Origin of the sequence: Pseudomonas sp. BF-R-30 (assembly GCF_019956175.1) — a bacterium.
Lineage (GTDB): Bacteria > Pseudomonadota > Gammaproteobacteria > Pseudomonadales > Pseudomonadaceae > Aquipseudomonas > Aquipseudomonas jessenii.
The window spans coordinates 36,261-56,977 of the sequence record NZ_JAHBDE010000005.1; the positions used below are offsets into that span (position 1 = coordinate 36,261).

Consider the following 20,717-nt stretch of genomic DNA (forward strand, 5'->3'; position numbering starts at 1 on the left):
CCCATGTGGGAGCGGGCTTGCTCGCGAAAGCGGTATAACAGTCAACGGGTGCGTTGAATGTTGATCCGCCTTCGCGAGCAAGCCCGCTCCCACATTTGATTTGTGCAAGGTGATGGATATGAGTCGGTCCAATATTGATTTGCCCGCCAGACTCTTGTTGAATCTTGCCTCGTGGCGCAATGCTGCGACCTGGCGCATCGCCTTCTCCGGCGGCCTCGACTCCACTGTCCTGCTGCACCTTCTGGCAACACTCTCCCAAACCGAATCCCTGCCGGCGCTCAACGCCATCCATGTGCATCACGGCCTTCAAGCCGTAGCCGATACGTGGCCGGAACATTGTCGTGCCGTGTGCGCTGCGCTGGGCGTGCCGCTGCAAGTGGTTCGCGTGCAGGTGCAACCGGGTGCCAGCCTTGAACGTGCAGCCCGGGATGCGCGGTATCACGCCTTCACTGAAGCCCTTCAGGCCAACGAAGTGCTGCTGGCGGCCCAGCACCGCGACGATCAGGCGGAAACGCTGCTGTTTCGCTTGTTGCGCGGAGCGGGCGTGCGCGGACTGTCCGGGATGCCGCGTCAGCGCCCTTTGGGCAAGGGGCATTTGCTGCGGCCAATGCTTGATGTCACGCGGGCTGAGTTGGAGGCTTATGCCAGTGCGCATGGCTTGAGCTGGGTCGAAGATCCCTCGAATCAGGATCGGCAGTACTCGCGCAATTACCTTAGGCATCAAGTCTTGCCCGTGCTGATCCAGCGCTGGCCGCAAGCGGTGGCGACCATGGCCCGCAGCGCGACGCATTTGAGTGAGGCTCAGGGACTGCTTGAAGAACTGGCGGACATGGATTTGCGTGAGGCCAGCTCTGCCAGTGAGTTTGCCTGGCTGGGCTTGCGGTCGCTTGAGCTGGCGCCGCTTGCGCAAATGTCCGGTGCCCGGCAGCGCAATGCCTTGAGTCATTGGCTCGAACCGCTGACCCGCTTGCCGGACACTGACCATTGGTCGGGTTGGGAGGATTTGCGCGATGCCACCGGCGATGCCTGCCCGGTGTGGCGGCTGGCCGATGGCGAACTGCATCGGGCGGGCGGGCGGATCTGGTGGCTGTCCGGCCACTGGCTGAGGCCTCTGCCCGGCGCCGGGGTGTGGCTGGATCCGGCTTCACCGCTGGTTATCCCGGGCAACGGCGTGCTTTCGCTGACCGGGCAAATCCCCGATGGCCCGCTGCATATCCGCTATCGTGAAGGGGGAGAGGTCATGGCATTGCCAGGCCGCGGCCATAGGGACCTGAAACGTTTGCTCAATGAAAGCGCTGTACCGTCCTTCGTACGCGGCAGATTGCCGCTGCTCTACAAAGACGGGCAACTGCTGGCGGTAGCGAACCTCAAGGGGCTCGATGGTGGTGCACTCGGCGACTGGCATTTGCATTGGCAGCCACTGAACGAAGATCAAGGTTTGAGCTGAAAGGGGCTTTCCGGTAGACTACGCTCCCTTCTTGATACAACTTCTGTGGATTCGCCTGAATTGCAGGAGTTGCCGATTACCAAGCAGTCTTTGCTGGGCGATTCCAAAAAATGTGTAGCGAGCAACGAACCGGTGTTTCATTTTCCGGTCTGTCCCAACGCGGCGGTTTTTTCGAAAGGTGCACTGTGATTAATGCAGGTGATCGGGGGCTTCGGCCTTCCTTCGCTTTCCCCGGCGGCTCGGACCGCTTTAACGCAGACTTCTAGGGTTTTTCATGACGCGCTACATATTCGTCACGGGCGGTGTTGTTTCTTCATTGGGGAAAGGCATTGCATCGGCATCATTGGCGGCCATCCTGGAGGCGCGGGGACTTAAGGTCACCATGCTGAAGCTGGACCCGTACATCAACGTCGACCCGGGCACGATGAGCCCGTTCCAGCACGGTGAAGTGTTCGTCACTCACGACGGCGCCGAGACCGACCTGGACCTGGGTCACTACGAGCGGTTCATCCGCACGACCATGACCCAGAACAACAACTTCACCACGGGCCGTGTCTACGAACACGTCCTGCGCAAGGAGCGCCGTGGTGACTACCTGGGTGCAACCATCCAGGTGATCCCGCACATCACCGACGAAATCAAGCGCCGCATCATCAAGGGTGCCGGCGACGCTGACGTGGCAATGGTCGAAATCGGTGGCACCGTGGGTGACATCGAGTCGCAACCGTTCCTCGAGGCGATCCGCCAACTGCGTTTCGAAGTCGGCGCCAAGCGCGCGATGCTGATGCACCTGACACTGGTGCCGTACATCGCCACTGCCGGCGAAACCAAGACCAAGCCTACCCAGCACTCGGTGAAGGAACTGCGTTCGATCGGCCTGCAACCAGACGTGCTGGTCTGCCGCTCCGACCACCCGATCGATGTGTCGTCGCGTCGCAAGATCGCGCAGTTCACCAATGTCGAAGAACGTGCGGTAATCGCGCTGGAAGACGCCGATACCATCTACAAGATCCCGGGCATCCTGCACTCCCAGGGCCTGGACGATTTCGTCGTCGAGCGTTTCGGCCTGCAATGCGGCGGTGCCGATCTGTCCGAGTGGGAAGCCGTGGTCGACGCCAAGCTCAACCCTGAGCACGAAGTCACCATCGCCATGGTCGGCAAGTACATGGAGCTGCTGGACGCCTACAAGTCGCTGATCGAAGCGATGAGTCACGCGGGCATCAGCAACCGTACCAAGGTCAACCTGCGCTACATCGATTCCGAAGACATCGAGAACCAGGGCACCGCGCTGCTCGAAGGCGTCGATGCCATCCTGGTACCGGGCGGCTTCGGTCTGCGTGGCGTTGAAGGCAAGATCACTGCCGTTCAATACGCTCGCGAAAACAAGGTTCCGTACCTGGGTATCTGCCTGGGCATGCAAGTGGCCGTTATCGAGTTCGCACGTAACGTGATGGGCTGGAAAGACGCCAACTCCACCGAGTTCGATCGTGCAAGCGGTCACCCGGTCGTGGGCCTGATCACCGAGTGGGAAGATGCCACCGGCGCCGTCGAAACCCGTACCGAAACCTCCGACCTGGGCGGCACCATGCGCCTGGGCGCGCAGGATTGCCTGCTGGAGCCGGGTTCCCTGGTCCACGGTTGCTACGGCAAGGACGTGATTGTCGAGCGTCATCGTCATCGCTACGAAGTGAACAACAACCTGCTGCCGCAAATCATGGAAGCCGGTTTGAAAATCTCCGGTCGTTCCGGTGATGGCGCACTGGTTGAAGTGGTTGAAGCTCCGGATCACCCATGGTTCGTCGCTTGCCAGTTCCACCCTGAGTTCACCTCGACGCCACGCGACGGTCACCCGCTGTTCAGCGGTTTCGTCAAGGCCGCGTTGGCTCAACACCAGAAGAAGGCGTAACCCCGATGGCACAGAAGATCATCCGCGTCGGCGACATCGAGATTGCCAACGACAAACCCATGGTGCTGTTCGGCGGCATGAACGTGCTGGAAAGCCGTGACATGGCCATGCAGGTTTGCGAAGAGTATGTGAAGGTCACCGAAAAGCTCGGTATCCCTTACGTGTTCAAGGCCAGTTTCGACAAGGCCAACCGGTCTTCTGTGACCTCCTATCGTGGTCCTGGCCTGGAAGAAGGCATGCGCATCTTCCAGGACATCAAGCAAGCCTTCGGCGTGCCGATCATCACCGACGTCCACGAGCCTGACCAGGCCGCGGTCGTCGCTGAAGTCTGCGACATCATCCAGTTGCCGGCATTCCTGTCGCGCCAGACCGACCTCGTGGTCGCGATGGCCAAAACGGGCGCCGTGATCAACATCAAGAAAGCCCAGTTCCTCGCCCCCCAGGAAATGAAGCACATCCTGAACAAGTGCGTGGAAGCGGGTAACGATCAGTTGATCCTCTGCGAGCGTGGTTCGAGCTTCGGCTACAACAACCTCGTCGTCGACATGCTCGGCTTCGGCATCATGAAGCAGTTCGAATACCCGGTGTTCTTCGATGTGACCCACGCGCTGCAAATGCCTGGTGGTCGCTCCGATTCCGCCGGCGGTCGTCGCGCCCAGGTCACCGACCTGGCAAAAGCCGGTATGAGCCAGTCGCTGGCCGGCCTGTTCCTGGAAGCCCACCCGGATCCGGACAACGCCAAGTGCGACGGTCCTTGCGCCTTGCGCCTGGACAAACTGGAGCCATTCCTGGCCCAGCTCAAAGCTTTGGACGAACTGGTGAAGAGTTTTCCGACGGTAGAAACCGCGTAATCCTCAATTCTCCGGTAAAGTACCGCACGATTTAACGCTCAGGCCCTCGGGCCTGAGCCTTATCGTCTGCAAGACTGCCCGCTGCACATCACTTGCCGACGATCAAAGATTTCCTACAGCTGCGTCGTTTTCGTCAACTTTGGAGTGTTTACAACAATGGCTAAAATCGTCGACATCAAAGGTCGTGAAGTTCTCGACTCCCGTGGCAATCCCACCGTGGAAGCGGACGTGCTTCTCGACAACGGCATCATCGGCAGTGCCTGCGCGCCGTCCGGTGCTTCCACTGGCTCGCGTGAGGCGCTCGAGCTGCGCGATGGCGACAAGAGCCGTTACCTGGGCAAGGGCGTTCTGAAGGCCGTAGCCAACATCAACGGTCCGATCCGCGACCTGTTGAAAGGCATGGACCCAAGCGACCAGAAAGCGCTCGATCTGGCAATGATCAAGCTCGACGGTACTGAAAACAAAGGTTCCCTGGGCGCCAACGCGATCCTCGCCGTTTCCCTGGCCGCGGCCAAGGCAGCAGCACAGGACCAGGACCTGCCGCTGTACGCTCACATCGCCAACCTGAACGGCACCCCGGGTGTCTACTCGATGCCGGTTCCGATGATGAACATCATCAACGGCGGCGAGCACGCCGATAACAACGTCGACATCCAGGAATTCATGGTTCAGCCGGTTGGCGCCAAGTCTTTCTCGGAAGGTCTGCGCATGGGCACCGAGATTTTCCACCACCTCAAAGCCGTGCTGAAGGCCCGTGGCCTGAGCACTGCCGTCGGTGACGAAGGTGGTTTCGCGCCGAACCTGGCCTCCAACGAAGACGCTTTGAAAGTGATCTCCGAAGCCGTGGCCAACGCCGGTTACAAGCTGGGCACCGACGTGACCCTGGCCCTGGACTGCGCAGCCAGCGAATTCTACGAAGACGGCAAGTACAACCTGTCCGGCGAAGGCCAGGTGTTCACCGCCGAAGGTTTCGCTGACTACCTCAAAGGCCTGACCGAGCGTTACCCGATCATCTCCATCGAAGATGGCCTGGACGAGTCCGACTGGGCTGGCTGGAAGATCCTCACCGACAAGATCGGCGAGAAGACTCAGCTGGTAGGCGACGACCTGTTCGTCACCAACACCAAGATCCTGAAAGAAGGCATCGACAAGAAGATCGCCAACTCGATCCTGATCAAGTTCAACCAGATCGGCACCCTGACCGAAACCCTGGAAGCCATCCAGATGGCCAAGGCCGCCGGTTACACTGCCGTGATCTCGCACCGCTCCGGCGAAACCGAAGACTCGACCATTGCCGACCTGGCCGTGGGCACTTCGGCTGGCCAGATCAAGACCGGCTCCCTGTGCCGTTCCGACCGCGTATCCAAGTACAACCAACTGCTGCGTATCGAAGAGCAGTTGAACGGCAAAGCCAAGTACAACGGTCGCGGCGAGTTCCGCGGTTAAGCGGTAACTGGTAAAAAGACACCGGATTGTGTCGGAAAAATCGCTACAGCGACGTTTTTGCCACTAATCTGATGCCTTATATGCACAAGCCTGGTTCTTCCAGGCTTCGTGCTATCAGAAGCTTCACGTTTGGCATGGCTGTCTTTTTTCACTGGATACCTGATATTCGATGCGCAGTCCCAATTGGTTGTTCCTCATCCTGCTTTTGTTGCTGGCTGGCCTGCAGTACCGCCTGTGGGTGGGAAATGGCAGTCTGGCGCAAGTGGCCGAGTTGACTCAGCAGATTGCGGATCAGCAGGCTGAGAACCAGGCATTGCTGGAACGCAACCGGGTGATGGACGCCGAGGTCAGTGAGTTGAAAAAGGGCATGGAGACCGTCGAAGAACGGGCTCGCCATGAGTTGGGTATGGTCAAGGACGGTGAAACCCTTTACCAGTTGGCCCAATGATTAATTCGTTACCGGCCTTCTGGGCCGTGATTCCTGCCGCGGGCGTCGGTGCCCGTATGGCCGCGGACCGTCCCAAGCAGTATCTGCAACTGGGCGGGCGCACTATTCTCGAACACAGCCTTGGCTGTTTCCTTGATCATCCATGCCTGAAAGGTTTGGTGGTCAGTGTTGCTGTGGACGATCCTTATTGGCCGAACCTGGCGTGTGCCAGTGATCCGCGTATTGCCCGGGTCGAGGGCGGCTCGGAGCGTTCCGGGTCGGTGCTCAACGCCTTGCTGCACTTGCATGCGCAGGGCGCTGATGATGAGGATTGGGTACTGGTTCACGATGCCGCACGGCCGAACCTCAGCCGTGACGATCTGGACAAATTGCTGGCTGAACTGGCTGACGATCCTGTCGGCGGGCTGCTGGCGGTTCCTGCGCGGGATACGCTCAAGCGGGTCGACAAGCACGGTCGTGTGGTCGAAACCGTGGATCGCAGTGTGATCTGGCAGGCCTACACGCCGCAGATGTTCCGCCTTGGGGCGTTGCATCGGGCTTTGGCGGACAGTCTGGTGGCTGACGCGGTGATCACCGACGAGGCGTCGGCCATGGAGTGGGCGGGGCTGGCGCCACGCTTGATTGAAGGTCGAGCTGACAACCTCAAAGTCACTCGGCCGGAGGATCTGGAATGGTTGAAGCAGCGTTGGGCTAACCGCCGCTAGAGGGTTTTGGGGGTAACTGCTGGACTGCGTCGCGTCTTTCGCGAGCAAGCCCGCTCCCACATTTGATCGGCGTTACCCGCAATACTAGTGAACAACCCTAATCCCCTGTGGGAGCGGGCTTTCTCGCGAAAGCGGTGGTCCAGGCAGCTGACATCTCGCTGACACACCAACAAAACACTAGCACTGGTACTCCGGCCGTTCGGCCAACCCTTCCTTCAAATAATCCACCAACTTGCGCACCTTCGGCGACAGATGCCGCTGCTGCGGATACAGCGCCCAAACCGCTGTGTTCGGTGGTTGATGCGCCTCCAGCAGCGAAATCAGCGCACCGCTCTTCAGATGCTCCAGCACGTAATAGTCCGGCAACTGACACAGCCCCACGCCTTGTAGCGCCGCGTCCAACACCGCTTGCCCACTGTTGCAGCGCCAGTTTCCCTGCACCCGTTGCGAATATTCCCGCCCGTTCTGTTCCAGCTGCCACAGGTCCGAACTGCCGATGAGGCAGTTGTGGCGGCTCAGTTCCGACAAACTGTGTGGGCGACCGTACCGTTCAAGGTAGGACGGAGAGGCACAGAGAAACATGCGTCGCGGCGCGAGGCGGGTGGCGACCAGCCGTGAGTCCTGCAAGCGCCCGAGGCGAATCGCCAGGTCGAGGCCTTCATGCACCAGATCAAGCTGGCGGTTGCTCAATTCGATATCGACGCGCAATTGCGGATACAGGCCCATGAAGCGGGTCACCAGCGGCACGATGAACCGTTCGCCATAGGCCACGGCACAGGTCATGCGTAGCATGCCTTTGGGCTCGCTGGTCAAATCGCCGACCGCGCGCAACGCCTCTTCGCGGCCATCCTGCAAGCGTTGGCAATGTTGCAGGAAGGTTTGCCCGGCCTCGGTCAGCGTGACCCGGCGGGTGCTGCGGTAGAGCAGGCGGGTTTGCAGGCGCTCTTCGAGGCGTACGATTTGTCGACTGATATGGGAGGAAGAAACCCCCAGGCGTTGCGCGGCAGCGGTGAACTGGCTGCATTCGGCAACGGCGACAAACTCGTCGATCCCTTCCCAGCGATTTTCGGACATCAATGATTATCCCCGTGTGGCAATAATATTTTGCATTTGCATCGATTATTCATCGTTGAGCCATGTATTACACTCCTTGTCTCGTTTTAATTCACTGGAGAATCACCATGATCAAGTCGCGCGCCGCCGTTGCCTTCGAGGCCAAGAAGCCCCTCGAAATCGTTGAAGTCGATGTCGCCATGCCCAAGGCCGGCGAAGTCTTGCTGCGCGTGGTGGCCTCCGGTGTTTGCCATACCGATGCCTACACCTTGTCCGGCGCTGATCCGGAAGGCATCTTCCCGTCGATCCTCGGCCATGAAGGTGGTGCGATCGTGGAAGCGATCGGCGAGGGTGTGACCTCCGTTGCAGTCGGTGATCATGTGATCCCGCTGTACACCCCGGAATGCCGTCAGTGCAAATTCTGCCTGTCGGGAAAAACCAACCTCTGCCAGGCGATTCGCGCGACCCAGGGCAAAGGCTTGATGCCCGACGGTACTTCGCGTTTTTCCTACAAGGGCGAAACGATTTTCCACTACATGGGCACTTCCACGTTCTCCGAGTACACCGTGCTTCCGGAGATTTCCGTTGCGAAAATCGCCAAGGAAGCGCCACTGGAAAAAGTCTGCCTGCTGGGCTGCGGTGTCACTACCGGTATCGGTGCAGTGCTCAACACCGCCAAGGTGAAACCGGGTGATACGGTCGCCATTTTCGGTCTTGGCGGCATCGGTCTGTCGGCTGTTATCGGCGCCGTAAAAGCCAAGGCTGCCCGCATCATCGCCATCGACATCAACCCGGCCAAATTTGAGATCGCCAAGCAACTGGGTGCAACCGATTGTGTGAACCCGAAAGACTTCGATCGTCCGATCCAGGAAGTCATCGTCGACATGACCGATGGCGGCGTGGATTTTTCCTTCGAGTGCATCGGTAACGTGCAACTGATGCGTGCCGCACTGGAGTGCTGCCACAAGGGTTGGGGCGAGTCGGTGATCATCGGCGTTGCCGGTGCCGGCCAGGAAATCTCGACCCGTCCGTTCCAGCTGGTCACCGGCCGCGTCTGGCGCGGTTCGGCGTTCGGCGGCGTGCGCGGCCGTACCGAGTTGCCAAGCTATGTGGAAATGGCCGAAACCGGCGAGATTCCGCTGGATACCTTCATCACCCACACCATGGGCCTGGAAGATATCAACAAGGCGTTTGACCTGATGCACGAAGGGAAAAGCATTCGCTCCGTCATCCATTTCTGAGGTCCGCCATGAGCCTGGAAAACATCTCCTGCCAGAAAAGCTTCGGCGGCTGGCACAAACGCTATCGCCATCGCTCGGAAGTACTCGGCTGCGACATGGTGTTCGCCGTCTACCTGCCGCCGCAAGCGGAGCAGGGCGGCAAGCTGCCGGTGTTGTACTGGTTGTCCGGCCTGACCTGCACCGACGAGAACTTCATGCAGAAGGCCGGCGCCATGCGCATGGCCGCGGAGCTCGGGCTGATCATCGTCGCACCGGACACCAGCCCTCGCGGTCCTGAAGTGCCGGGCGATCCGGATGGTGCCTGGGACTTTGGCCTCGGCGCCGGGTTTTACCTGAATGCCACTCAGGAGCCTTGGTCGCGTCACTATCGGATGCATGACTATGTCGTGCAGGAATTGCCGACATTGGTCGAAGCCCATTTCCCTGCGTCGGACAGGCGCGGTATCAGTGGCCATTCCATGGGCGGCCACGGTGCGCTGGTCTGCGCCTTGCGCAATCCGGGGCGCTATCTGTCGGTGTCGGCGTTCTCGCCAATCAACAACCCGATGGATTGCCCGTGGGGGCAGAAAGCCTTTTCCCGCTATCTGGGAGAGGACCGTTCGAAATGGCGCGAATGGGATGCCTGCGCGTTGATTGCCGAGGCCGATGAACAGCTGCCGCTGTTGGTCGACCAGGGTGATCGCGACGATTTCCTCGCCAACCAGCTCAAGCCGGAAGCCTTGCAGCAGGCGGCCAAACTGGCCGGTCACCCGCTGACGTTGCGCCTGCAACCGGGCTATGACCACAGCTATTTCTTCATTGCCAGTTTCATCGATGAGCACTTGCGGCATCACGCGCATGCTCTGGTTGGCTAATGCAGGTAGAATCACGCCCTGACAAAAATCGGGGCGTTTTTTTATGCGTATTGGCCACGGCTATGATGTGCACCGTTTCGCTGAAGGCGATTTCATCACTCTGGGCGGTGTGCGCATTGCACACAGCTTCGGGCTGCTCGCCCACTCTGACGGTGACGTCCTCTTGCACGCCTTGAGCGATGCCTTGCTCGGCGCCGCGGCGCTGGGCGACATCGGCAAGCATTTCCCGGATACCGACCCGCAATTCAAGGGCGCCGACAGCCGTGCGCTGTTGCGTCACGTCGTCGCACTGGTCCATGCCAAAGGCTGGAAAGTCGGCAACGTCGATAACACCATCGTCGCCCAGGCGCCGAAAATGGCCCCGCATATCGAATCGATGCGCGCGCTGATTGCCGCGGATCTTCAAGTAGAGTTGGATCAAGTGAACGTGAAAGCTACCACCACCGAAAAGCTCGGCTTTGTTGGTCGCGAAGAAGGCATTGCCGTGCACTCCGTTGCCTTGTTGCTGCGCGCATGAACGAACTGCAATTGCTCGGCCCGCGGGCGTACGGTGAGGCCCTCGGCACGGCGGTCCTGAAAGCGATCGCCGAAGATTTCCAGGTCGACGAAGTCCTCGACATTCCCCTCAGCGGCGAGGGCGAACACCTGTGGATCTGGGTGGAAAAGCGTGGTCTGAATACTGAAGAAGCGGCGCGACGGATTGCCAAGGCTGCCGGCGTGCCATTGCGCACCGTCAGTTATGCCGGGCTCAAGGACCGTCAGGCGTTGACTCGCCAGTGGTTCAGCGTGCAATTGCCGGGCAAGGCCGACCCTGATCTGTCGGCTGCGGAAAACGATACGCTGAAGATCCTCAAGACCGCCCGCCACAAGCGCAAACTGCAACGCGGTGCCCACTCGGCCAACGGCTTTACTTTGCGCCTCACCCAGTTCGCTGGCGACAAGGCTGCTATCGAAGAACGCCTGCAACTGATCGTTAAACACGGCATCCCTAACTATTTCGGCGCACAGCGCTTCGGCCATGACGGCGGCAACGTCGTCGATGCTCGCGCCTGGGCCGCGCGCAAGGCCTTGCCGGAGCAGCGCAACGTGCGCTCGCGTCTGCTCTCCACGGCGCGCAGTTTTCTGTTCAATCAGGTGCTGGCCGCCCGCGTCGCCGATGGCACCTGGCAGCGTGCCCAGGTCGGTGACCTGCTGGCGTTCACCGACAGCCGCAGCTTTTTCCCGGCAGGCGAAGCCGAGTGCAGCGACCCGCGCCTGGCGATTCTCGATCTGCACCCGACCGGCCCGCAGTGGGGCGAAGGTGACTCGCCGGCCACGGGTGTTGTCCATGAACTGGAGCAGGCAATCGCCGCGCGCGAAGCGGACCTTCGCGATTGGTTGATTAACGCCGGTATGAGCCACGAACGTCGCATCCTGCGGCTGCCCATTGGCGGGTTGACGTGGCATTATCCCGAGCCTGACATTCTGCAACTGGAATTCGTCCTGCCGGCCGGATGCTTCGCCACCGTATTGGTGCGCGAGCTTGTTGATCTGGTGCCGGTGGGGCAGACGGACAGCCCATGCGTATTCTGATTTCTAACGACGATGGGGTAACCGCACCCGGTCTCGCCGCGCTTTATGCTGCGCTGGCGGATTACACCGAGTGCGTGGTTATCGCCCCGGACCAGGACAAGAGCGGCGCCAGCAGTTCGCTGACGCTCGACCGTCCGTTGCACCCGCAAACCCTGGCCAACGGCTTTATCAGCCTCAACGGCACGCCAACCGATTGTGTGCACCTGGGCCTCAACGGCCTGCTGGAGCGCGAAGCGGACATGGTGGTTTCCGGAATAAACCTGGGTGCGAACCTGGGGGACGATGTCCTGTATTCCGGCACGGTGGCGGCGGCCCTCGAGGGGCGTTTCCTGAATCACCCCTCGTTTGCCTTTTCGCTGGTCTCACGCCAGGTAGAGAACCTTCCCACAGCTGCCCATTTCGCGCGCAAACTGGTTGAAGCCCATGCTGACCTGGATCTGCCACCGCGTACGGTACTGAACGTGAACATTCCCAATTTGCCGCTGGACCGCATCCGCGGTATCCAGCTGACCCGCCTGGGCCATCGCGCCCGAGCCGCGGCACCGATGAAAGTGGTGGATCCGCGGGGCAAGTCCGGTTACTGGATCGCGGCGGCCGGGGATGCCGAAGATGGCGGCCCGGGTACCGATTTCCATGCAGTGATGCAGGGTTATGTTTCGATCACGCCGCTGCAACTGGATCGCACCTTCAATGATGCCTTCAGAAGTCTGGACGGCTGGCTGGAGGGGCTGCGCTGATGGGTCGCGAACAAGACGATATGCTGCGTCGCGGCATCGGCATGACCTCCCAGCGAACCCGGGAGCGGCTGATCCAGCGCCTGTACGAAGAAGGCATCTCCAATGCCAGGGTACTGGAGGTCATTCGCCGGACCCCGCGCCACCTGTTCGTCGACGAAGCGCTGGCGCACCGTGCCTATGAAGACACCGCGCTGCCGATTGGCAACAACCAGACAATCTCCCAGCCTTATATGGTGGCGCGCATGAGCGAGCTGCTGCTGGAGGCCGGTCCCCTCGACAAGGTGCTGGAGATCGGCACCGGGTCGGGTTATCAGACGGCGGTGCTGTCGCAACTGGTCGAGCGTGTGTTCTCGGTCGAGCGCATCAAGGTTCTGCAGGATCGGGCAAAGGAACGCCTGGTCGAACTGAACCTGCGCAACGTGGTGTTCCGCTGGGGCGATGGCTGGGAGGGTTGGCCGGCACTGGCACCATACAACGGGATTATCGTCACCGCAGTGGCAACCGACGTGCCCCAGGCATTGCTTGACCAGTTGGCACCGGGAGGCCGAATGGTGATCCCGGTCGGGGCCGGCGAAGTCCAGCAATTGATGCTGATCATCCGCGAGGAACAAGGTTTTTCCAGGCATGTCCTGGGGGCTGTGCGCTTCGTGCCACTGCTCAATGGGCCACTGGCCTGAGCATTTGTTTCGGCACGCTGAATTCTCTTCGATTGCCTTTGTCTTACAGCGGCATCGTTGTGTTAAACGGGATTCATCGTCAGGCAGCAAACGTGTGCGCGGCACCGATTCGCCACATTAAAGGTAAAGCGTGCACGGCCCGTTATACTTGCGACAGTTCATGCCGGACTCCGGCATTTCACATTTTCAGCCACCACAGAGGGAGCGGCGGGTGAGTCTCACAGTCATTGCGCAGCGTATGAGTAAAACGAGCTTTCAGCGCCTGGTGACTGGCCTTGTCTTGAGCACTTTGCTGGTCGGTTGTTCCAGCAACAAGTCCAGCGATGTTCGTGTCGTGGACCGTAACAATGCCGCGGCTCAGCGTCCAGCCGTGACCACCGGGCAATACATTGTTCGGCCCAAGGACACCCTGTTCTCCATCGCCTTCCGTTACGGCTGGGACTACAAGGCCCTGGCGGCACGCAACAACATTCCTGCGCCTTACACCATCCGTCCGGGTCAGACGATTCGCTTTGATGGTCGTACCAATTCAACGTCGACGGCGGTGGTCAGCTCGTCCAGTTCAACACCTTCGTCGTCGAGTAAAACCACGGTCATCCGTCGTTCGGCAAACGGTACGACCACCAGCACAACGACGGTTGTACCGTCCGTCGCGAGCAAGCCAGCCCCTGCTCCTTTGCCACCTCCCGGGCCAGCCCCGACCGGCTGGGGATGGCCATCTAATGGCATTCTGATTGGAAAATTCTCTTCAAACGGTAGTTTGAATAAAGGAATTGATATCGCCGGAGATTTGGGACAGCCTGTTTTAGCTGCGTCTGATGGGACGGTGGTATACGCCGGGAGTGGCTTAAGGGGCTACGGCGAATTAGTGATCATCAAGCACAGTGAAACCTACGTCAGTGCCTACGGACATAACCGCAGGCTGTTGGTTCGGGAGGGGCAGCAGGTCAAGGTCGGACAGACAATTGCCGAAATGGGGTCAACGGGTACAGACCGGGTGAAACTGCATTTTGAGATTCGCCGCCAAGGTAAACCTGTAGATCCGCTGCAATTCCTGCCACGCCGTTGATCGCTACCAGCCTGTTCCGTCGCGTAGAGGGGACAGGCTCCAGCGTTGCCAGGGAGAAAGGCGCCGCTTGAGCTTGAGGTCGAACTCACCAAAGGACTATAACAATGGCTCTCAGTAAAGAAGTGCCGGAGTTTGACATCGACGATGAGGTTCTCCTGATGGAGAGCAGCATCGATACGGATTCGATGTCGAATGATGAAGGGGCGGCTCCACCTTCCGTTCGTGCCAAATCCAAACACTCCGCATCCTTGAAACAGCACAAGTACATTGACTACACGCGGGCACTTGATGCCACGCAGTTGTATCTCAATGAAATTGGTTTCTCTCCCCTGCTATCACCCGAAGAAGAAGTTCATTTTGCGCGCCTGTCGCAAAGTGGCGATCCGGCCGGGCGCAAACGCATGATTGAAAGCAACCTGCGACTGGTGGTGAAAATCGCCCGACGCTACGTCAATCGTGGGCTGTCGCTGCTGGACCTGATCGAAGAGGGCAACCTCGGCTTGATCCGGGCGGTGGAGAAGTTCGATCCGGAACGCGGTTTCCGCTTCTCGACCTACGCGACCTGGTGGATTCGCCAGACCATCGAACGCGCAATCATGAATCAGACCCGGACCATCCGGCTGCCGATCCATGTGGTCAAGGAGCTGAACGTGTACCTGCGGGCTGCGCGGGAGCTGACGCAAAAACTCGACCATGAACCCTCACCCGAAGAAATCGCCAACCTGCTGGAAAAACCGGTGGGAGAGGTCAAGCGTATGCTCGGCCTTAACGAACGGGTTTCTTCGGTCGACGTCTCGCTGGGTCCGGATTCGGATAAAACCCTGCTGGACACCCTGACTGACGATCGTCCAACCGATCCATGCGAGTTGTTGCAGGACGACGACCTGTCCCAGAGCATCGATCAATGGCTCTCGGAACTGACCGACAAGCAACGCGAAGTGGTTGTACGCCGCTTCGGCCTGCGCGGCCATGAAAGCAGCACCCTTGAAGACGTCGGCCTGGAAATCGGCCTGACCCGGGAGCGGGTCAGACAGATTCAGGTGGAGGGCTTGAAGCGGCTACGCGAGATCCTGGAAAAAAATGGTCTGTCGAGCGAGTCGCTGTTCCAATAAGGCACTCACTGCGATGGCATGAAAAACCCCGACTGGCTCGGGGTTTTTTATTGCCTGGCCAGGAGACCGAGCCCCCTCGGGATTTTGGTTTCGTGCTGTAAGCCTAGGCTTACTCTTGCGTAAGTGTTCGTTATTTTTACACCCCGGCAGTCGTCCATTCGGAGCGCTGACCGCATATATATGTTTGATTTATATTAATATTTTTTAGTATTAATGATGTGTGACACCAGAATCTCGCGCCAGGGGCCGATTGATCCCGGAGGGGAACACTCTAGTATTGAGGTTGTGTCGACGGACAGACACGTCCTTCATGGATGAGGGATATGGATATCGCAGGACGCGATTCATCAGGACGATGAAAAGGAACACAGGGAATAGGGAAAAAATGTGGGCGGGTCAAACCGCCCCTTTTTTTTGCCCGCAGAAAAGCAAAAAGGCCCTTGTGGGGCCTTTTTCGCGAACGCGGGGGTAATCAGCGTTCGAGGTCTGCGATCTTGCCTGGCTTGCCGTCCCATTCTGCGGAATCGGGCATTGGATCTTTGCGTTCGGTGATGTTTGGCCAGATATCGGCCAACTCAGCGTTCAGCTCAATGAAGTTTTCCATGCCGGCCGGAACTTCATCTTCAGAGAAGATAGCCACGGCAGGGCATTCAGGTTCGCACAGCGCGCAATCGATGCACTCATCCGGGTGGATCACCAGGAAATTCGGGCCTTCGTAAAAGCAGTCCACCGGACAGACTTCTACGCAGTCGGTGTACTTGCACTTGATGCAGTTGTCGGTGACGACGAAGGTCATTTCTAATTTTCTCCTCAGGCGCGGCTTGCTGCGCCCCTTCTCGTAGGGGTCGCCAGGTTCGGGAGCGATAGTCTGCTGGCCAGGCTATTAGCCAGCAGCATCCCAAACCGCGCGAGATTCTAACAGCTTGCAAGCCGCTGCGTTAGATCCGTGTCTTTAGTGTATAGAGCATTTCGAGAGCACGACGTGGCGTCATGTCGTCCAGGTCGAGCTTGGCCAGGTCATCCAGCACCGGGTGCGGCAGGCTGGCAAACAGGTCGCTTTGCTGCGGCGCGGCCGGTTTGCCTTTGGCCGGTGCCGGTGTTTCGTGGGGCAAGGCGGTGTCTTCCAGGCGGCTCAGATGCTCGCGAGCACGGGTGATGACCTCGCTCGGTACGCCTGCCAGCTGCGCAACTGCCAGGCCATAACTCTGGCTGGCCGGCCCGGGCAGCACGTGGTGCAGGAACACGATGCGCTCGTTGTGCTCGGTGGCATTGAGGTGCACGTTGGCCACCAGCGGCTGGGCTTCCGGCAGGACGGTCAGTTCAAAGTAGTGGGTGGCGAACAGCGTGTAGGCACGCAGATGCGCCAGGCGCTCGGCCGCCGCCCATGCCAGGGACAGACCGTCGAAGGTGCTGGTGCCGCGCCCGACTTCATCCATCAGCACCAGGCTGCGCTCGGTGGCGTTGTGCAGGATGTTCGCGGTTTCGCTCATTTCCACCATGAAGGTCGAACGCCCGCCGGCCAGGTCATCGCTGGAGCCGATCCGGGTGAAGATGCGGTCGACCAGCGACAATTCGCAACTGGCCGCTGGCACGAAGCTGCCGATGTGCGCCAGGAGCACAATCAATGCGGTTTGACGCATGTAGGTGGATTTACCGCCCATGTTCGGACCGGTGATCACCAGCATGCGGGTGTTGTCGTCCAAGCTCAGGTCGTTGGCCACGAACGGCGTGGTCAGCACTTGTTCGACCACCGGGTGACGACCCTGGCTGATGCGCATGCACGGCTCACTGACGAAGCGTGGGCAGTTCAGATCGAGGTTCAGTGCACGTTCGGCCAGGTTGCTCAAGACGTCCAGCTCGGCCAGGGCACCGGCGGTGTCCTGCAAAGGTGGCAGCTGGCTGATCAGATCTTCGAGCAACGCTTCGTACAGCATCTTCTCGCGGGCCAGGGCGCGGCTCTTGGCTGACAGTGCCTTGTCTTCGAACGCCTTGAGTTCCGGCGTAATGAAACGCTCGGCGCCTTTGAGCGTCTGGCGGCGAATGTAGTCGGCCGGTGCCGATTCCGCCTGCTTGCTTGGCAGCTCGATGAAGTAACCATGGATGCGGTTGTAACCAACCTTCAGATGCGACAGGCCGGTGCGGGCCTTTTCCCGTGCCTCGAGGTCGATCAGGAATTGTCCGGCGTTTTCGCTCAGCGACTGCAATTCGTCGAGTTCGCTGTCGTAGCCGGTTTTTAGCACGCCCCCATCACGAATGACCGCGGGCGGGTTGTCGATGATGGCTTTTTCCAGCAGTGCCGCCAGTTCCGGGTAGGTGCTGGTGATGGTGGCGAGTTGCTGGAGGTGTGGGGCTTCGAGCTCCGTCATTGCCACTTGCAGTTCGGGCAGTGCGCCGAGGGCGTCACGCAACCGGGCGAGGTCGCGGGGGCGGGCATTACGCAGGCCGATCCGCGCAAGAATCCGCTCGATGTCGCCGATTTCCTTGAGCTGCGGTTGCAGTCTTTCGAAGCGATAACCGTCGAGCAGGCAAGTGATCGAGCTTTGGCGTGCCAACAGCACCGTCAAGTCGCGCAATGGGCGATTCAGCCAGCGGGTCAGCAGGCGGCTGCCCATGGCGGTCTGGCAACGGTCCACCACCGATTGCAGGGTGTTGTCGCGGCCCCCGGCCAGGTTGATGTCGAGCTCCAGGTTGCGACGGCTGGCGCCATCGAGCACCACGGTGTCGTCCAGGCGTTCATGACGCAGGCTGCGCAAGTGGGGCAGGGCGGTGCGCTGGGTTTCCTTGGCGTAGGCCAGCAGGCAACCGGCGGCACCGATCGCCAGGGTCAGGTTTTCGCAGCCAAAGCCCTTGAGGTCCTGGGTCGAGAATTGCTGGCACAGGCTTTTGAGCGCCGAATCGCGCTCGAAATCCCACGGCGCACGGCGACGCACGCCGCGGCGTTTTTCCGCCGGCAAGTCCTTGGGCCAGTCATCCGGGATCAGTAACTCCACCGGGTTGACCCGCTCCAGTTCCGCCAGCAGGTTTTCCCAGCCCTTGATTTCCAGCACGCTGAAGTTGCCGCTGGTGATGTCCAGCACCGCCAGGCCGAACAGGCGCTCATCGCCCAGGACAGCGGCGATCAGGTTGTCCCTGCGCTCGTCGAGCAGCGCCTCGTCACTCACCGTCCCCGGCGTGATGATGCGTACCACCTGCCGCTCCACCGGCCCTTTGCTGGTGGCCGGGTCGCCGACCTGCTCGCAGATCACCACCGATTCGCCAAGCTTCACCAGTTTTGCCAGGTAACCCTCGGCGGCGTGGTAAGGAATCCCGCACATCGGAATCGCCTGGCCAGCCGACTGCCCGCGGGCCGTCAGGGTGATGTCCAGCAACTTGGCGGCCTTCTTCGCGTCTTCATAGAAGATCTCGTAGAAGTCGCCCATGCGGTAGAACATCAGCTGGTCCGGGTGCTGGTTTTTCAGGCGCCAGTACTGCTGCATCATCGGGGTGTGGGAGGACAGGTCGGAGACGGCTTTATTCATCGGATTGTCAGGAAGCTCGTTGAAAGAGGTGGGGCAAAAGCAGGGCAACGGCCGGGCTTTTCCGCGATGGGCGCAAGGTTACCATGGGCGGTCTGCCCGACGCAGGCGCCACGGCCGGGTGACATCCTTTACGATGCAAAATCATGTTATGCATCGATTATGCAAATCGGCATTGTCTTCTTCGAAAAGTGCAAGCACTATGCGCGTTATGCAAAAGCGCAACGTATCTACTGTATTAAGGGCATTGCTCGATCAGCACGGGATCTCCCCCACGGAGCTTCACCGTCGCACCGGCGTGCCTCAATCCACGCTCTCGCGCATTCTCAGCGGGAAGATCGTCGATCCTTCGGATAAACATATTTCGAAGATTGCCGAGTATTTCGCCTTGAGCACCGACCAGTTGCGTGGTCGCGCGGACGTCTCGTCTGCCGCCAATGCCGGGCGTGCTCCTGTGCATTCGGAACTCAAGGATATAAGTCTGTGGGACGACGATACCCCAGTCGATGACGACGAGGTGTCGGTCCCCTTTCTTCGCGAGGTTGAATTGGCTGCGGGATCGGGAAGATTCGTTATCGAGGAGAGCGAGCGCTCTAGCCTGCGCTTCGGCAAGCGGAGCCTGCGCCATAACGGCGTGCAGTTCGACCAGGCCAAATGCGTGACAGTGCGGGGCAACAGCATGTTGCCGGTGCTGCGCGACGGCGCCACGGTCGGGGTCAATGCCGGCAAGTGCGGCATTGGCGATATCGTTGACGGCGACCTTTATGCAATCAATCACAACGGCCAATTGCGGGTGAAGCAACTCTATCGCCTGCCGACCGGGATTCGCCTGCGCAGCTTCAACCGTGACGAGCATCCGGACGAAGATTACACCTTTCAGGAGATCCAGGAGGAGCCGATTGTTATCCTCGGACATGTCTTCTGGTGGGGTATGTACGCCCGCTAACACTCATCCGTTTAGATAAAACCCGCTTCCCGAGCGGGTTTTTTTCGTGTGCCGAAAGCATTGGACATCCTTTGATCATGCGTTTGTGCATTGACTGATTATGCATAAGTGCATAATGTTGCTGCCTGACTATTAAAGAATGCGCTGTGATCACTACTCAAGGAGGCATGAAATGACCGCTGAGCAATATGCGTTGCTGGACATGCCTCTGTGGCTGGTCATCAGTCTGCCAATACTTGGTGGCGTTACCGGTGAAATGTGGCGTGCCGAAAAAGAGGGCGTTCGTGGCTGGTCCCTTGTCCGGCGCCTGAGCCTGCGGTCTGGATCCAGCATGATCTGCGGCGCTTCGGTCATCATGCTGCTGCACGCTGCCAATGTTTCCATCTGGGCTGCTTGTGCGGGTGGTTGTTTAGCGGCGATGGCCGGGACAGACGTCGTTCTGGGGTTGTATGAGCGTTGGCTGGCCAAGCGCATGGGTATCGGCCATACCCCCTCCGGTGACGTGGAGGATTGATTCTCCGACAGGCCTTTTCCAGAGCCTCCGGTTCTTTACATTTTGATCGTTCCTGTCGCTTGCAAGTGCGGTCTGCTCGTGTACGGTTAACCTCATCCCGCCCGATCAGGAGATGACCGTGAACGAAATCACCCAGCTCGCCGCCGAACTCGGCAGACGCCTGCAGGTTCTCAATGCCCACGTCACCACGGCGGAGTCCTGCACCGGCGGAGGCATCGCCGAGGCAATCACCCGTATCCCCGGGAGTTCGGCCTGGTTCGAGGCCGGTTATGTCACTTACTCCAACCGACAGAAAACCCTGCAACTGAATGTCCCGGTGGAGTTGTTCACCACCGTGGGCGCGGTCAGCCGCGAGGTGGTCGAGGCGATGGTCCGGGGGGCGCAGGAGAAAAATAGCGCGTATTTCTCCGTGGCGGTCAGTGGCATCGCCGGGCCGGATGGTGGAACGGCGAACAAGCCGGTTGGCACGGTGTGGCTGGCCTGGGGCGTCGGAGATCAGGTGTTCTGCGAACGGCAGCACTTCCCGGGTAATCGCGATGACGTCCGCCGACAAACGGTGAAGGCCGCGCTAGAGGGGCTGCTGCGCTATGCCACGGCAGAAATCTCAAATCAGGGGTAGGCGATC

The 20,717-nt window shown here is 59.7% G+C and carries 20 protein-coding genes; 17 read left to right on the forward strand and 3 right to left on the reverse strand.

Annotated features, from left to right (window positions below):
• Positions 1 to 118 precede the first annotated feature (118 nt).
• The 6 genes from tilS to ispD all read left to right on the forward strand — a co-directional run bounded on the left by tilS (position 119) and on the right by ispD (position 6,802).
• A complete protein-coding gene (gene tilS, locus KGB20_RS03630; protein WP_154861812.1) occupies positions 119 to 1,447 on the forward strand; it encodes a tRNA lysidine(34) synthetase TilS in 1,329 nt (442 codons plus the stop codon).
• 274 nt (positions 1,448 to 1,721) lie between these two features.
• The gene (locus KGB20_RS03635) at positions 1,722 to 3,353 is read left to right on the forward strand and encodes a CTP synthase (RefSeq protein WP_057716161.1); all 1,632 of its coding nucleotides are present in this window, start codon (positions 1,722 to 1,724) and stop codon (positions 3,351 to 3,353) included.
• 5 nt (positions 3,354 to 3,358) lie between these two features.
• On the forward strand, positions 3,359 to 4,204 hold the full coding sequence (gene kdsA / locus KGB20_RS03640) for a 3-deoxy-8-phosphooctulonate synthase (RefSeq protein ID WP_015093773.1): 846 nt from the start codon (positions 3,359 to 3,361) through the stop codon (positions 4,202 to 4,204).
• A gap of 156 nt (positions 4,205 to 4,360) precedes the next feature.
• Positions 4,361 to 5,650 carry a phosphopyruvate hydratase gene (gene eno / locus KGB20_RS03645; protein ID WP_008019783.1) on the forward strand — a complete coding sequence of 430 codons (1,290 nt, stop codon included), beginning with the start codon at positions 4,361 to 4,363 and terminating at the stop codon, positions 5,648 to 5,650.
• Between the two features lie 169 nt (positions 5,651 to 5,819).
• The gene (gene ftsB / locus KGB20_RS03650) at positions 5,820 to 6,098 is read left to right on the forward strand and encodes a cell division protein FtsB (RefSeq protein WP_007970710.1); all 279 of its coding nucleotides are present in this window, start codon (positions 5,820 to 5,822) and stop codon (positions 6,096 to 6,098) included.
• Positions 6,095 to 6,802, forward strand: coding sequence for a 2-C-methyl-D-erythritol 4-phosphate cytidylyltransferase (gene ispD, locus KGB20_RS03655; protein WP_154861811.1), 708 nt, complete (start codon positions 6,095 to 6,097; stop codon positions 6,800 to 6,802). Before ftsB ends, ispD begins: the two co-directional genes overlap by 4 nt.
• 177 nt (positions 6,803 to 6,979) lie before the next feature.
• Here the strand turns inward: ispD and KGB20_RS03660 are convergent, their stop codons facing one another.
• Entirely contained in the window at positions 6,980 to 7,876 is an 897-nt protein-coding gene (locus KGB20_RS03660; protein ID WP_154861810.1) for a LysR substrate-binding domain-containing protein, read from the reverse strand.
• A 107-nt stretch (positions 7,877 to 7,983) separates the two neighbouring features.
• On the opposite strand from KGB20_RS03660, the gene KGB20_RS03665 reads away from it, so the two are divergent.
• The 8 genes from KGB20_RS03665 (at position 7,984) to rpoS (ending at position 15,117) form a co-directional block, all read left to right on the forward strand.
• On the forward strand, positions 7,984 to 9,096 hold the full coding sequence (locus KGB20_RS03665; RefSeq protein ID WP_015093777.1) for an S-(hydroxymethyl)glutathione dehydrogenase/class III alcohol dehydrogenase: 1,113 nt from the start codon (positions 7,984 to 7,986) through the stop codon (positions 9,094 to 9,096).
• Positions 9,097 to 9,104: 8 nt separating this feature from the next.
• On the forward strand, positions 9,105 to 9,950 hold the full coding sequence (fghA, locus tag KGB20_RS03670; RefSeq protein WP_154861809.1) for an S-formylglutathione hydrolase: 846 nt from the start codon (positions 9,105 to 9,107) through the stop codon (positions 9,948 to 9,950).
• A 43-nt stretch (positions 9,951 to 9,993) separates the two neighbouring features.
• A complete protein-coding gene (ispF, locus tag KGB20_RS03675) occupies positions 9,994 to 10,467 on the forward strand; it encodes a 2-C-methyl-D-erythritol 2,4-cyclodiphosphate synthase (RefSeq protein WP_007970721.1) in 474 nt (157 codons plus the stop codon).
• Entirely contained in the window at positions 10,464 to 11,522 is a 1,059-nt protein-coding gene (gene truD / locus KGB20_RS03680) for a tRNA pseudouridine(13) synthase TruD (RefSeq protein ID WP_057716157.1), read from the forward strand. The genes ispF and truD overlap by 4 nt, the downstream gene beginning before the upstream one ends.
• On the forward strand, positions 11,510 to 12,259 hold the full coding sequence (gene surE / locus KGB20_RS03685) for a 5'/3'-nucleotidase SurE (protein WP_057716156.1): 750 nt from the start codon (positions 11,510 to 11,512) through the stop codon (positions 12,257 to 12,259). Before truD ends, surE begins: the two co-directional genes overlap by 13 nt.
• A 41-nt stretch (positions 12,260 to 12,300) precedes the next feature.
• Positions 12,301 to 12,936, forward strand: coding sequence for a protein-L-isoaspartate(D-aspartate) O-methyltransferase (locus KGB20_RS03690; RefSeq protein ID WP_172435346.1), 636 nt, complete (start codon positions 12,301 to 12,303; stop codon positions 12,934 to 12,936).
• 211 nt (positions 12,937 to 13,147) lie between these two features.
• Positions 13,148 to 14,005, forward strand: a complete 858-nt coding sequence (locus KGB20_RS03695) for a peptidoglycan DD-metalloendopeptidase family protein (protein ID WP_090453404.1) — start codon at positions 13,148 to 13,150, stop codon at positions 14,003 to 14,005.
• A gap of 104 nt (positions 14,006 to 14,109) precedes the next feature.
• The gene (gene rpoS / locus KGB20_RS03700) at positions 14,110 to 15,117 is read left to right on the forward strand and encodes an RNA polymerase sigma factor RpoS (RefSeq protein ID WP_007990225.1); all 1,008 of its coding nucleotides are present in this window, start codon (positions 14,110 to 14,112) and stop codon (positions 15,115 to 15,117) included.
• 472 nt (positions 15,118 to 15,589) lie between these two features.
• Here rpoS and fdxA read toward each other — a convergent pair whose 3' ends face one another.
• Complete coding sequence (gene fdxA / locus KGB20_RS03705) at positions 15,590 to 15,913, reverse strand: ferredoxin FdxA (RefSeq protein WP_007970729.1); 324 nt, start codon at positions 15,911 to 15,913, stop codon at positions 15,590 to 15,592.
• Positions 15,914 to 16,055: 142 nt separating this feature from the next.
• Positions 16,056 to 18,635 carry a DNA mismatch repair protein MutS gene (gene mutS / locus KGB20_RS03710; RefSeq protein WP_154861808.1) on the reverse strand — a complete coding sequence of 860 codons (2,580 nt, stop codon included), beginning with the start codon at positions 18,633 to 18,635 and terminating at the stop codon, positions 16,056 to 16,058.
• A gap of 208 nt (positions 18,636 to 18,843) precedes the next feature.
• Here mutS and KGB20_RS03715 point away from each other — a divergent pair, with 208 nt between their 5' ends.
• The 3 genes from KGB20_RS03715 (at position 18,844) to KGB20_RS03725 (ending at position 20,711) form a co-directional block, all read left to right on the forward strand.
• Positions 18,844 to 19,578, forward strand: coding sequence for a helix-turn-helix transcriptional regulator (locus KGB20_RS03715; RefSeq protein WP_150812917.1), 735 nt, complete (start codon positions 18,844 to 18,846; stop codon positions 19,576 to 19,578).
• Positions 19,579 to 19,750: 172 nt separating this feature from the next.
• Complete coding sequence (locus KGB20_RS03720; RefSeq protein WP_150812918.1) at positions 19,751 to 20,092, forward strand: phage holin family protein; 342 nt, start codon at positions 19,751 to 19,753, stop codon at positions 20,090 to 20,092.
• A 118-nt stretch (positions 20,093 to 20,210) separates the two neighbouring features.
• On the forward strand, positions 20,211 to 20,711 hold the full coding sequence (locus KGB20_RS03725) for a CinA family protein (RefSeq protein WP_223532020.1): 501 nt from the start codon (positions 20,211 to 20,213) through the stop codon (positions 20,709 to 20,711).
• Positions 20,712 to 20,717: the final 6 nt, after the last annotated feature.